This window comes from Kocuria sp. CCUG 69068, from assembly GCF_020833785.1.
GTDB lineage: Bacteria > Actinomycetota > Actinomycetes > Actinomycetales > Micrococcaceae > Kocuria > Kocuria rosea.
In genome coordinates this window covers 1-11,893 of the sequence record NZ_PDDL01000105.1, presented here as the reverse complement: position 1 = coordinate 11,893, position 11,893 = coordinate 1, and the positions used below count along the sequence as shown (strand labels likewise).

Below are 11,893 nucleotides of genomic sequence, written 5' to 3'. Positions count from 1 at the left end.
CGGCCGGCACGCCCCGGGCCCGCGGCGGCCGGGGCGGGCCTGCTCTCCGCGACCGGGCTGGCGCGGCGGCTGCTGCGCGGCACGTTCCTGGGGTGGACCGCCGGGCTCGTCCTCTTCGGCCTGGCCTTCGGCTCGCTGGCCGATTCGCTGGAGGACAGCATCGCGGACATCCCGTCGATCACCGACTGGCTCGTGATGGACCTCGACGCCCTCACCGAGTCCTTCGCCGCCGCGACGCTGTCCTACCTCGCGCTCGGGGTGGTCGCGTTCGCCGTCTCGGGCGTGCTGCGCCTGCGCTCCGAGGAGGAGTCCGGCCGCACGGCCCTGCTCCTCTCGACGGGCCTCGACCGGGTGCGCTGGGTGCTCGGCTGGCTCGCCGTGGTCGTGGTGGAGGCCCTCCTGGCCCTGCTGCTGGCCGGGGCCGCGCTGGGCGCCGGGGTCACCGCCACCACCGGGGACCTGCGCTGGACCGGCGAGCTCGCCCTGGCGGCCCTGGCCTACGCCCCGGCCGTGCTCGTGGTGGCGGGGGTCGCCGCCGCCCTGGTGGGACTCGTCCCGCGGTTCGCCGCGCTGAGCTGGGCCGTGGTCGCGTACGTGGTCTTCGTCTCGTGGTTCGGCCTGCTGCTCGACCTGCCGGAGGCGGCGATGAACCTCTCCCCCGTGCAGCTGACGCCGCTCGTGCCCTCCGAGGACTGGGAGGCCGCTCCGCTGCTGGGTCTCGCCGCGCTGGCGCTCGCCCTCCTGGCCGCGGCCGCCGCCGGGTTCCGCCGCCGGGACCTCGTGGCCTGAGCCGCGGGGCCGGCACCGACGCGGGGGCGCTCCCGGACGGCCGTCGCCTCCGACGGTCGTCCGGGAGCGCCCCCGCGGTACCCGCGGAACCGGGCGGTTCCGCGGCGGGCCGGTCGCCCGGCGGCGCTGATCAACCGGCGAAGAGCGTGAGAGCCTCCCGGTTGAAGGCCTCGAGGTCACCGGGGTTGCGGGAGGTGACGAGGCGTCCGTCGACGACGACCTCCTCGTCCACCCAGTCCGCCCCGGCGTTCTTCAGGTCCGTGGCCAGGGAGGTGTAGGACGTGAGCCGCTTGCCCTGCGCGAGCCCGGCCTCGATGAGGATCCACGGGGCGTGGCAGATGGCCGCGATCGGCTTGCCCGCGGCGTCGAACTCCTTGACCAGGCGCAGGGCGTCCTGGTCCGTGCGCACGGTGTCCGCGTTGAGGGTGCCCCCGGGCAGGACCAGCGCGTCGAAGTCCTCGGCCTTCGCCGCGGCGAGGGTGCCGTCGACGTCGTAGCTGCCGGCGCGGTCCCAGTCCCCCTGCATCGCCGTGATGGTGCCCTCCTCCGGGGACAGGAGCACGGGGGTGCCGCCGGCCTCCTGGACGGCCTTCCACGGCTCGGTGAGCTCGGGCTCCTCGACGCCGTTCGTGGCGATGAACGCGATCTTCTTGCCGGTGATGTCGGTGGTCATGACGTGTCTCCTCGGTCGGGGGATCTGGCGGTCAGGACTCCACTGTTGGCACGCGGGGCCCGGAAAGGGAAGTGCGGGACGGCCGGGTTCTCGCTGGGCGATACCGGCGCCCGGCCTCGATACCCCCGGGGGTAGTTGAATACCCCCTGGGGTATTTGCCATACTCGGAACGAACGCCGGGCGGAGCGCCCGGCACCCCTCCACGGCCTGACCACCCGCCCCGGCCGGCGGGAAGCAAAGGACACGCACCATGACCGTCACCCTCGTACTGACCCTCCTGCTGTCGGTGCTGATCGGGCTCTCGCTCGGTCTGCTCGGCGGCGGCGGATCCGTCCTCACCGTCCCGATCCTCACCTACGTCGCCGGGCTGGACCCCAAGGAGGCCATCGCGGCCTCCCTGTTCGTCGTCGGGGTGACGTCGGCCGTCAGCGCCGTCAACCACGCCCGCAACCGGCGCGTGAAGTGGCGCACCGGGCTCGTCTTCGGCGCGGCCGGCATGGCCGGGGCCTTCCTGGGCGGCCTGGCCGGCGGCTACATCCCCGGCACCGTGCTGATGGTCGCCTTCGCCCTGATGATGGTCGCGACCTCCCTGGCCATGATCCGCGGCCGCAAGAACAGCACCGCGACACCCCACGACGGTGAGCTGCCGGTCGGCAAGGTCGTCGCCGAGGGCCTGGTCGTGGGCCTGGTCACCGGCCTGGTGGGGGCCGGCGGCGGGTTCCTCGTCGTCCCGGCCCTGGCCCTGCTGGGCGGGCTGTCCATGCCCGTGGCCGTGGGCACCTCCCTGGTGGTCATCGCGATGAAGTCCTTCGCCGGGCTCGCCGGCTACCTCACCACGGTCTCCCTGGACTGGGCCCTGGTGGGTGCGGTGACCGTCGCCGCGGTCGCCGGCTCGTTCGCCGGGGCGCGGCTGGCCGGGCGCATCCCCGAGGCCGCACTGCGCAAGGGCTTCGGCATCTTCGTCCTGGTCATGGGCGTCTTCGTCCTGGTCCAGGAGCTGCCCGGCGCGGCCGGGATCGCCGTCGGGATCACTGCCGCTGTCGCGGCCCTGGCCGCCACGGTCTGCTGGTTCGCGGTCCCGAGGTGCCCGCTGCGCACGCCCCTCACGGCCTGACCCTCGCCCTCTTCTTCCCACCGTTTCCGCACACCGTCCGCTACGACCGATTCCGAGATCACCGACCGAGAACCCCGACCAAGGAGGTCCCCATGGCCACCATCGACATCACCGAAGCCGACTTCGCCCCCACCATCGAGTCCAGCGACATCGTCCTCGTGGACTTCTGGGCGAGCTGGTGCGGCCCCTGCCGCATGTTCGCCCCGACCTACGAGGCCGCCTCCGCCAAGCACCCGGACGTCGTCTTCGCCAAGGTCGACACCGAGGCCGAGCAGCGGCTCTCCGCCGCCGCCGGCATCAGCTCCATCCCCACCCTGATGGCCTTCCGCGAGGGCGTGCTCGTGTTCTCCCAGCCCGGCGCCCTGCCCGCGACCGGGCTCGAGCAGGTCATCACCGCGGTCAAGGGCCTCGACATGGCCGAGGTCCACGCCGAGCTCGCCCGGCAGCGGGCCGGGCAGGAGGCCGGGCAGCAGGCCTGAGCCGCGGCGCGGGTCCCCGGCACGTCGCTTCCGCCGTGGCCCCGCCCCTGGAACACTCCCGTAACAACCCGCCGATACCGTCACCACGCCCCACGGCGCGCCGCGGGGCACCACCAAGGAGGAACGCACCATGGACGTCACCCTCATCGACACCCCCCAGCTCGGGGACCGCAGCTACCTCGTGCACGACGGGCAGGTGGCGCTGGTCATCGACGCCCAGCGCGACATCGACCGCCTCGAGGCCGCCGTGGAGCAGGCCGGGGTGAAGGTCACCCACGTGGCCGAGACGCACATCCACAACGACTACCTGACCGGCGGCTGCCTCTACGCCCGGAAGCACGGCGCGGCCTACCTCGTCAACGCCGCCGACGACGTCTCCTTCGAGCGCACCCCGATCGCCGACGGGGAGACCGTCCGGGTCGGCGAGCTCACCGTAAAGGCCGTGGCCACCCCCGGCCACACCCACCACCACCTGTCCTTCGTGGTGGAGCACGGCGAGGAGCAGGCCGTGTTCTCCGGCGGCAGCGTCCTCTACGGCTCCGTGGGCCGCACCGACCTGCTGGGCCGCGAGCACATGGTGGGCCTGACCCACGACCAGTACGCCTCCGCCCGCCGCCTCGCGGCCGAGGCGCAGGAGAAGGCCGCCCTGTACCCGACCCACGGGTTCGGCTCCTTCTGCTCCTCCGGCCCCGCCACCGGCGCGGACGAGTCCACCCTCGGCGAGCAGATCAGGACGAACCACGTCTACACCGATCCGGACGAGGAGCACTTCGTCGCCGAGCTCATCAGCAACCTCACGGCGTACCCGAACTACTACGTGCACATGGGCCCGGCCAACGCCGCCGGCCCCACCGAGCCGGACCTGTCCGTGCCCGACTCCCTGGACCCCGAGGAGCTGCGGTCCCGCCTGGAGGCCGGGGAGTGGGTGGTGGACCTGCGCCACCGGGTGGCCTACTCCGCCGAGCACCTGAAGGGCACGATCAGCTTCGAGTACGGCGACGGCTCCAGCTTCACCGCGTTCCTGGGCTGGATCTTCCCCTACGACCGGCAGCTGACCCTCGTGGGGTCGCGTGCGGACGTCGAGAACGCGATCCGGGACCTGTCGCGGATCGGCATCGACTCCCCCGACGCGGCGCTGGGCGAGGACCCGGAGAAGCTCGCCCCCGGGGCGGCCCGCTCCTCCTACCCGCGCGTCGACTGGAAGGGCATGCTCGAGGGGCGACCCGAGGACGAGACCGTCCTGGACGTCCGCCGGGTGGACGAGTACGAGCAGTCGCACCTCCCGGGCGCGGTCAACATCCCGCTGCACGAGCTGCTGCCCCAAATGGACGAGGTGCCCGCGGGCCGGCTGTGGGTGCACTGCGGCTCCGGCTACCGCTCGGGCGTGGCTGCGTCACTGCTCGAGCGCGCGGGCAAGGACCCGGTGCACATCGACGCCCTGTTCGCCGAGGCCGAGGAGGCCGGCGTGCCGCTCGAGAACTGACGCCGCCGCGGGGGCCGGTGCGCGCCCCCGGCCCCCGCGGCCCCTCCCCGAAGCCCGCCCCAGCCCAGCGAAAGGCCCGCCGTGAGCACCTCCCGCACCGTCCCCCCGTCCGTCGCCGGACGGCGCAGCGTCACCGTCATCGGCGCCGCGGTCGTCCTCCTGCACGTCGCGGGCTGGGGCGCGCTGCTCGCCCTCGCCCTGGGCACCGACACCCCCCAGGGGGGAACGGGACTGTTCGTGGGACTCGCCCTCAGCGCCTACGCCCTGGGCGTCCGGCACGCCTTCGACGCCGACCACATCGCCGCGATCGACAACGCGACGCGCTCGCTGATGGCGCGGGGCCGGGCGTCCGCGGCCACCGGCTTCTGGTTCGCCCTGGGCCACTCCTCGGTGGTCCTCGTCTCCGTGCTGCTGCTGGCCCTCGGCCTGGAGGCCTTCGCCGGCGGCCTCGCGGACGAGGGCTCCGGGCTGCGGCAGGCCGCGGGGATCTGGGGCGGCACCGTCTCCGGGCTGTTCCTCGTCACCGCCGGGGTGCTCAACCTCGCCGTGCTGCTCCGGCTTCGCCGGGCCCGCCGCACGGCGCGCACCGGCGCCCTGGACGCCGCCGAGCTGGACGCCCACCTCGCCGACCGGGGCGTGCTGCACCGCGTGCTGCACCCCGTGACCCGCATGGTGGACCGCCCGGCCAGGATGTACCCCGTCGGCTTCCTCTTCGGCCTCGGCCTCGACACGGCGGCCTCCATCGGGCTGTTCGTCATGGCCGGCGGGCTAGCCCCCGAGCTGCCCTGGTACGCGGTGCTCGTGCTGCCCGTGCTCTTCACCGCGGGCATGACGATGTTCGACAGCGCCGACGGCATCCTGATGAACCGGGTCTACGGCTGGGCCTCGGTGGACGCCCGCCGCCGGCTGAACTACAACGTCACGGTGACCACCGTCTCCGTCGTCATCGCCTTCGTGATCGGCGGGACGAGTCTGCTGTCCGTGCTCGCCGAGCTCCTGCAGCCGACCGGCGGCGCGCTCGCCCTCGTCGCGGCGATCGACCTCAACTTCCTCGGCATGGCCGTGATCGTGTTCTTCGGCGTCGTCTGGCTGGGCTCGAAGGGCCTGGACCGGATCCGCCGCGACGGACGACCGGTCCCTGTGCGAGGCTGATCGTCATGGTCCGACTCCTCCTGCTCGCCGACACGCACGTCCCCAAGCGCGCCCGCGACCTGCCCGCCGCGGTGTGGCGGGCCGTCGACGACGCCGAGGTGGTGCTGCACGCGGGCGACTGGATCGACCTCGCGACCCTCGACCGGCTCGAGGAGCGGGCCGCCCGCCTCGTGGGGGTCTGGGGGAACAACGACGGCCCGGAGCTGCGCGAACGGCTGCCCGAGGTGGCCCGCGAGACGCTCGGGGGCGTGCGCTTCGGGATGGTCCACGAGACCGGTGCCGCCGCCGGGCGGGAGGCCCGGATGGACCGGGCGTTCCCCGGCCTCGACGTCCTGGTCTTCGGCCACAGCCACATCCCGTGGGACAGCACCACCCCGGCGGGCCTGCGGCTGCTCAACCCCGGCTCCCCCACGGACCGGCGGCGCCAGCCGCACTGCACCTATCTGACGGCGGCCGCCGACGGCGGGCGGCTCACCGACGTGGAGCTCGTCCGCCTCCCGCCGCGCTGACGCCCCGCGGCACCGGCGCCGCCGGGCCGAGCGCTCAGAGCAGGCCCCGCAGCTGGTAGTAGCGCCGGCCCACCACGGTCCCGTTGACCCGGACGGCGGCCCACACCAGCACGAGCAGCAGCGCCACCAGCACGGCCGGGACGGGCACGAAGAGCGCCCACACCACCAGCGCCATGCCCGGGACGGTCAGCAGGATCGGCCAGGCGTACTGCACCATCTCCACCGCCATGTAGTCCTGCATCTCCCGCAGGACCGGGTCCCGCGGGACGGCGCCGCGGCGCACCGAGGTCCGCAGCCCCTTGCTCGCCCGGGCGCGGGCGTCCATGAGGTCGTTGCGGGGCGCGTCGTCCGCCCGGGTGAGCGAGAGGATGATGCCGCTGACCAGCAGGGCCGCCCCGCCCACCACGAGTCCCCACTGCACCGGGCTGAGCAGCCCCCTCTCGCCCAGGAGGAGCGCGGCCGCGATGCCGCCCAGCAGCCCGACCACCAGGCTCGCCACGACGGCCAGCACGATCCGGCGGGCCCAGACCGCGTCGAGCTCCCCGAGCCGGGGGATCTGCACGTGCGGGTGGTCGGCCCCGCTGAGCCGGATCTCCTCGTCCATGGCGCACCGTCCTCTCGTCGCCCCGTGCTGCTGCGCGGGCCCCTCCATTGTCCCGCGGCCCGGGCGCGCTGGCACGTCCGCCCCCGGGACAGACAGAAACCCCGGCCCCGGTCAGGTGCCCGGGGCCGGGGCTGCCGACGGTCCTCAGGCGGCCTGGTAGGTCAGGCAGTCGGCCTCGTCGGCGCCGGCGCCGATCTTCACGTCGTGGGCCGTGCACATCAGGTGCTCGTTGTGCACGCACTCGCCGCGCTGGCAGGCACCGACCTCGGCGTGGACGGTGGGCAGGCCGCCGTCGGGGCCCAGCGAGATGAACGTGCCGCAGTGCGCGTGGCCGGAGGACCCGGTCACGGTGATCGCGTGGGCCGTGCACTCGTGGTCGTGGTTGAACGAGCACTGCCCCACGGTGCAGTCGGAGACGGGAACGAACTCGGTGGTGGCCATGACTTCTCCTCCGGGAGGATCTCCGGGCCGGAGCCTGCTGCCCCGGCCTGAACAAGCTCTTCCAGGATGCGCCTCACGAGGGGCGATGGATAGCGCATTTTTTCGTGCCCCAATGTCCGCGGGGCGGCCGACGGGGCCCCGCGGCGCCGCCCTTGACGGGGCACCGCCGGGGGGTATTCGCTGGACGCACGGCGGTGCCGCCCGGCGGCGCCGCGACGACCCCGAGGAGACCCCATGAGCGCCGGCGACCACTTCTACCTCGACAAGGCGGATCCCGGCAGCTGGCGGGCGCTCAACGGCCTGGCGCGCAAGGTCGCCGCCGCGGCCGAGGACGCCGGGCTGTCCCGGGCGCTCGTGGAGCTGCTCAACATCAGGGTCTCCCAGCTCAACGGGTGTGCCTACTGCCTCGACCTGCACACCGGCTACGCCGTGGAGGCCGGGGTGAGCGCGCAGAAGCTGGCGGTGCTCCCCGCCTGGCGCGAGACGGAGCTCTTCGACGACCTGGAGCGGGCCGCGCTGGCCATCGGGGAGTCCGTGGCCCTGCTGCCCGACGAGGAGACCCGGCTGGCGGAGCTGGCGGTGGCCCGGGCGGAGCTGACCGACGAGCAGTACTCGGCGCTGCAGTGGACGGCGGTGGCGATCAACGCCTTCAACCGGGTCTCCGTCCTCTCCCGCCACCGGGTCCGCCCCCGTGCGGCCGCGCCGGAGGGACATCCCCCGGGAGAACGGGCCGCGGACGAGCCGGCACCGGACGCCCCGCGCACCCCGTCGACCGTCGCGGGGGGCACGGCGTGACCAACCTGGACGTGGACCCGCAGGAGCTGCTGTGCTCCGAGGCCGTCGGGGCCGGCGCGCAGCTGCTGGCCCCGCGCGAGGTGCCCCTGGGCGGGCCCCGCGCGATGACCGTGCGCCGCACCCTGCCCCAGCGGCAGCGCAGCCTCATCGGGGCGTGGTGCTTCGTCGACCACTACGGCCCCGACCTGGTCTCGGAGTCCGGGGGCATGCGGGTGGCACGGCACCCGCACACCGGCCTGGCCACCGTGAGCCTGCTGTTCACCGGCGGGATCGCCCACCGGGACTCGGCCGGCTACGACGCGATCGTCCGGCCCGGTGAGGTCAACCTGATGGTCGCCGGACGGGGGATCTCCCACCAGGAGTTCTCCACCCCCGGCACCACGCTGCTGCACGGGGTCCAGCTCTGGTACGCCCTGCCGGAGGCGACCCGCCACATGGCACCCACCTTCGAGCACCACGCCCCCGAGCCGGTGGTCGGGGAGGGCACGGAGCTGCGCGTCTTCCTCGGCTCCCTGGCCGGCAGCACCTCCCCGGTGGACACCTTCACCCCGCCGCTGCTGGCCGCAGAGGCCACCCTGCGGCCCGGCGCCCGGCTGGAGCTGGAGCTGGACCCGGCCCTCGAGCACGGCGTGCTGCTCGACACCGGCGACCTGGCGCTCAACGGCGCCCCCGTGCCGGTGGACCACCTCGCCTGCCTCCCGGTCGGGCAGGGTCCCGTGGTGCTGGAGGCCGGCCTGAGCCCGGTCCGGCTGCTGCTCATCGGCGGCGAGCCGCTGGGCGAGCAGATCGTGATGTGGTGGAACTTCGTCGGCCGCAGCCACGAGGAGGTCGTCGCCCACCGCGCCGCCTGGCAGGCGGAGATCGACGCCGAACCGGCCCCCGCGCCGGCCTCCGGCAGCTACGAGGACGGGGCGCCGTACCCGCGCTTCGGCCCCTACCCGGCGGAGCAGCCCGCCCCGCTGCCGGCCCCACCGCTGCCCACCGTCCAGCTGCGGCCCCGCGGCTGAGCCCGTCCCCCAGGAGACCACCATGGACACCTCCGCCGTCACGGTGCGGAACAACCCCGGCCGGCAGCGCTACGAGCTCCTCGACGGGGAGACCGTCATCGGCTCGGCCCACTGGGTGCCCTTCGAGGGCCCCGGCGGGCCGCAGCGGATCTTCTACCACACCACCGTGGACGACGCCTACAGCGGGCAGGGCCTGGCCTCGAGACTGGCCCGGGAAGCCCTGGACGACACCGCCGGGGCCGGGCTGACGGTCGTCCCGGTGTGCCCCTACATCAAGAAGTGGCTGCACAGCCACCCCGACCACCAGCAGTACGCCGTGGCCGTGCGGCCCGAGCACCTCGCCGCCGTCCCGCGGCACGAGCAGCAGTGAGCCCGTCACCCGGGCCGGAGCCCGGGGGCGCCGGCCCGCGGCGGCCGGGACGGGAGCCCGGGCTCAGCCCCGCTGGGCCGCGATGAGATCGAGGAAGTGGGCGCGCATCCGGGCCCGGTCGGGCTCCACGCCGGTGATGAGCCGGAACGCGTCCACCGCCTGGCCGACCGCCATGTGGCCGCCGTCGAGCACCTGGCACCCCCGGGCCCGGGCCGCGGCGACGAGCTCGGTCTCCACCGGCAGGTAGACCACGTCGGCCACCCACTGCCGGGCCTCCAGCAGGCCGGGGTCCACGGGGGTGCCGGGGTGGTGGTGCATGCCCACCGGGGTGGCGTTGACCAGCCCGTCGGCCGCGCGCACCAGCTCCGGCAGCGTCTCGGCGGTGGCGGCCGCGACCTGCTGCCCGGGGAAGAGCTCGGCCATGGCGGCGGCCCGCTCGCCCGCCCGGGCGGGGTCCACGTCGAACAGGTGCAGGGTCTGCACGCCGGCGCTCAGCAGCGCGGAGGCCACGGCGGAGCCGGCGCCGCCGGTGCCGACCTGGACCACGCGGTCCTTGGCCGCGCCGGGGAGCACGGCCCGGAACCCCGCGGCGAAGCCGGACACGTCGGTGTTGTGGCCGACGAACCGGCCGTCGCGGATCACCACCGTGTTGACGGCCCTCAGCGCGGCCGCCTCCGGGGCGACCTCGTCGAGGTGGTCCAGGACCAGCTGCTTGCACGGGTGCGTGATGTTGAAGGCGTTGAACCCGAGGTCCCGCCCGGCCCGCAGCAGCTCCCCCACGTCCTCGCCCGGGCGGCCGATCACCTCGAGGTCCACCGGACGGTACAGGTAGTGCAGCCCGTGGTTCCGCGCCTCGGTCTCGTGCATCGGCGGGGTGAGGCTGCGGGTGATCCCGTCGCCGATCAGGCCCACGAGGTAGGACTCGGAGGTGGTGCTCATGGTGGGCTCCTTGCGGGGTGCGGTCAGGACGCGGCCGCGCAGACCGCTCTCGGCGCAGCACCGGTGCCGGTGGCGCGGAGGGCATCGCGAGCCGTTGGGACGCCCATCACAGTACACCGGGAGGACGTGCAGGACCCGCTCTGCACTCACTGTGTGAACACGGATGCCACAGTGTGGAAGTGATTCCCACCGCGGGGGCGCCGGGCCCGCGCCGGGGCACAATGGGCGGCGAGGCAAGTGCCACGGCCCCGCCGACGGGGCCCACGAACTGCGGAGGGTGACGTCATGAGCGTGCTGGGCGAACTGGGGGCGGCGCTGGCCGCCGGGACCGTGGAGGTCGTGGACCTGACCACCCCGCTGGACCGGGACACCCCGATCCTGCGGCTGCCGGAACCGTTCGCCAACACGGTGGGCCTGTCCATGACCCCGGTGAGCGCCTACGACGAGGCCGGGCCCGGCTGGGCGTGGAACGACCTGACCCTGGGCGAGCACGCCGGCACGCACCTGGACGCGCCCGTGCACTGGATCACCGGCCGGGACGGGAGGTCGGTGGACCGGATCGAACCGGCGCGGCTCGTCGGGCCGGCCGCCGTCCTGGACCTCACCGCCGAGGCGGAGGCGGACGCGGACGCCCTGCTGGAGCCCGAGCACCTCGAGCGGTGGGAGGCCGAGCACGGGCGCTTCCCCGAGAACTGCTGGGTGCTCCTGCGCACCGGCTGGTCCGCCCGCGCGGACGACCCCGAGCGCTTCCTCAACGCCGACGCGGACGGCCTGCACGCCCCGGGGCCGTCGGTGGCCGCCGCCGAGTGGCTCGCCGCCCACCCGCACGTGAGCGGTTTCGGCGTGGAGACCGTCGGCATCGACGCGGGCATCGCCGGCGGCTTCGACCCGCCCTTCCCCGCCCACCACCACCTGCTGGGCCACGACAAGTACGGGCTGACCTCCCTGCGCCGCCTCGACCGGCTGCCGGTCCTCGGGGCGCAGCTCGTGGTCGCGCCCCTGCCGGTCGTGGGCGGCACGGGCAGCCCCGCCCGGGTGCTCGCCCTCGTCGAGCGGGCCGGGGCGTGACCGGCACGGTCGCCCAGCTCGTGGGCCGTGCGCTCGCGGAGCTGGGCGTGGGGCACGCGTTCGGCGTGGTGGGCAGCGGGAACTTCCACCTCACCAACGCGCTCATCGCGGCGGGCGTGCCCTTCACGGCCGCCCGGCACGAGAACGGCGCCGCGACCATGGCCGACGCCTGGGCCCGCACCAGCGGGCGCGTCGCCGTGGTCACCACGCACCAGGGCTGCGGGCTGACCAACGCGACCACCGGCATCGGCGAGGCCGCGAAGTCCCGCACCCCGCTGATCGTGCTCACCGCCGACACCCAGGCCGCGGCCGTGCACTCCAACTTCCGGATCGACCAGGACGCCCTCGCCCGGGCGGTGGGGGCGGTGGCCGAGCGGGTGCACTCCCCCGCGAGCGCCGCGGCCGACGTCGCCCGGGCCGTCCGGCGCGCCCGCAACGACCGCCGCACCGTGGTGCTCAGCGTCCCGCTC

Annotated in this window: 14 protein-coding genes and 1 pseudogene; 11 read left to right on the top strand and 4 right to left on the bottom strand. The window is 74.6% G+C overall.

Annotated elements, in window-relative coordinates:
* A pseudogene (locus CRM73_RS15685) lies at positions 1-789 on the top strand (polyketide antibiotic transporter); the annotation flags it as partial.
* A 130-nt stretch (positions 790-919) separates the two neighbouring features.
* Here CRM73_RS15685 and CRM73_RS15680 read toward each other — a convergent pair.
* Complete coding sequence (locus tag CRM73_RS15680) at positions 920-1,462, bottom strand: type 1 glutamine amidotransferase domain-containing protein (RefSeq protein ID WP_017833464.1); 543 nt, start codon at positions 1,460-1,462, stop codon at positions 920-922.
* Between the two features lie 250 nt (positions 1,463-1,712).
* Here CRM73_RS15680 and CRM73_RS15675 point away from each other — a divergent pair, with 250 nt between their 5' ends.
* From CRM73_RS15675 to CRM73_RS15655, 5 genes are all read left to right on the top strand, one after another.
* On the top strand, positions 1,713-2,576 hold the full coding sequence (locus CRM73_RS15675; RefSeq protein ID WP_126350386.1) for a sulfite exporter TauE/SafE family protein: 864 nt from the start codon (positions 1,713-1,715) through the stop codon (positions 2,574-2,576).
* 92 nt (positions 2,577-2,668) lie between these two features.
* Positions 2,669-3,055 (top strand): thioredoxin, encoded by a 387-nt coding sequence (trxA, locus tag CRM73_RS15670; RefSeq protein WP_229588394.1) that lies wholly within the window; start codon positions 2,669-2,671, stop codon positions 3,053-3,055.
* 130 nt (positions 3,056-3,185) lie between these two features.
* A complete protein-coding gene (locus tag CRM73_RS15665; RefSeq protein ID WP_017833461.1) occupies positions 3,186-4,538 on the top strand; it encodes a rhodanese-like domain-containing protein in 1,353 nt (450 codons plus the stop codon).
* An 81-nt stretch (positions 4,539-4,619) separates the two neighbouring features.
* Positions 4,620-5,690, top strand: coding sequence for a HoxN/HupN/NixA family nickel/cobalt transporter (locus CRM73_RS15660; protein WP_095651252.1), 1,071 nt, complete (start codon positions 4,620-4,622; stop codon positions 5,688-5,690).
* Between the two features lie 5 nt (positions 5,691-5,695).
* On the top strand, positions 5,696-6,199 hold the full coding sequence (locus CRM73_RS15655) for a metallophosphoesterase (RefSeq protein WP_229588392.1): 504 nt from the start codon (positions 5,696-5,698) through the stop codon (positions 6,197-6,199).
* Positions 6,200-6,233: 34 nt separating this feature from the next.
* On the opposite strand, the gene CRM73_RS15650 is transcribed toward CRM73_RS15655, so the two are convergent.
* Both CRM73_RS15650 and CRM73_RS15645 read right to left on the bottom strand, forming a co-directional pair.
* Positions 6,234-6,803: a hypothetical protein gene (locus CRM73_RS15650; protein WP_017833458.1), complete on the bottom strand. Its 570-nt coding sequence runs from the start codon at positions 6,801-6,803 to the stop codon at positions 6,234-6,236.
* Positions 6,804-6,947: 144 nt separating this feature from the next.
* Positions 6,948-7,244, bottom strand: a complete 297-nt coding sequence (locus CRM73_RS15645) for a DUF1540 domain-containing protein (RefSeq protein ID WP_017833457.1) — start codon at positions 7,242-7,244, stop codon at positions 6,948-6,950.
* 234 nt (positions 7,245-7,478) lie between these two features.
* Between CRM73_RS15645 and CRM73_RS15640 the strand changes: the two genes are divergently transcribed.
* The 3 genes from CRM73_RS15640 to CRM73_RS15630 are packed head-to-tail and all read left to right on the top strand — an operon-like array spanning position 7,479 to position 9,416.
* Positions 7,479-8,039, top strand: coding sequence for a carboxymuconolactone decarboxylase family protein (locus CRM73_RS15640; RefSeq protein ID WP_017833456.1), 561 nt, complete (start codon positions 7,479-7,481; stop codon positions 8,037-8,039).
* The gene (locus tag CRM73_RS15635) at positions 8,036-9,046 is read left to right on the top strand and encodes a pirin family protein (RefSeq protein WP_017833455.1); all 1,011 of its coding nucleotides are present in this window, start codon (positions 8,036-8,038) and stop codon (positions 9,044-9,046) included. Before CRM73_RS15640 ends, CRM73_RS15635 begins: the two co-directional genes overlap by 4 nt.
* A 22-nt stretch (positions 9,047-9,068) precedes the next feature.
* Positions 9,069-9,416 (top strand): GNAT family N-acetyltransferase, encoded by a 348-nt coding sequence (locus CRM73_RS15630; protein WP_095651254.1) that lies wholly within the window; start codon positions 9,069-9,071, stop codon positions 9,414-9,416.
* 63 nt (positions 9,417-9,479) lie between these two features.
* Here CRM73_RS15630 and CRM73_RS15625 read toward each other — a convergent pair whose 3' ends face one another.
* Positions 9,480-10,355, bottom strand: a complete 876-nt coding sequence (locus CRM73_RS15625; protein WP_017833453.1) for a shikimate dehydrogenase — start codon at positions 10,353-10,355, stop codon at positions 9,480-9,482.
* Positions 10,356-10,640: 285 nt separating this feature from the next.
* Here CRM73_RS15625 and CRM73_RS15620 point away from each other — a divergent pair, with 285 nt between their 5' ends.
* Both CRM73_RS15620 and CRM73_RS15615 read left to right on the top strand, forming a co-directional pair.
* The gene (locus CRM73_RS15620) at positions 10,641-11,423 is read left to right on the top strand and encodes a cyclase family protein (protein ID WP_017833452.1); all 783 of its coding nucleotides are present in this window, start codon (positions 10,641-10,643) and stop codon (positions 11,421-11,423) included.
* Positions 11,420-11,893, top strand: a 474-nt coding sequence (locus CRM73_RS15615) for a thiamine pyrophosphate-binding protein (protein ID WP_370658552.1), incomplete at its 3' end; no start/stop codon positions are given. The genes CRM73_RS15620 and CRM73_RS15615, both read left to right, overlap by 4 nt.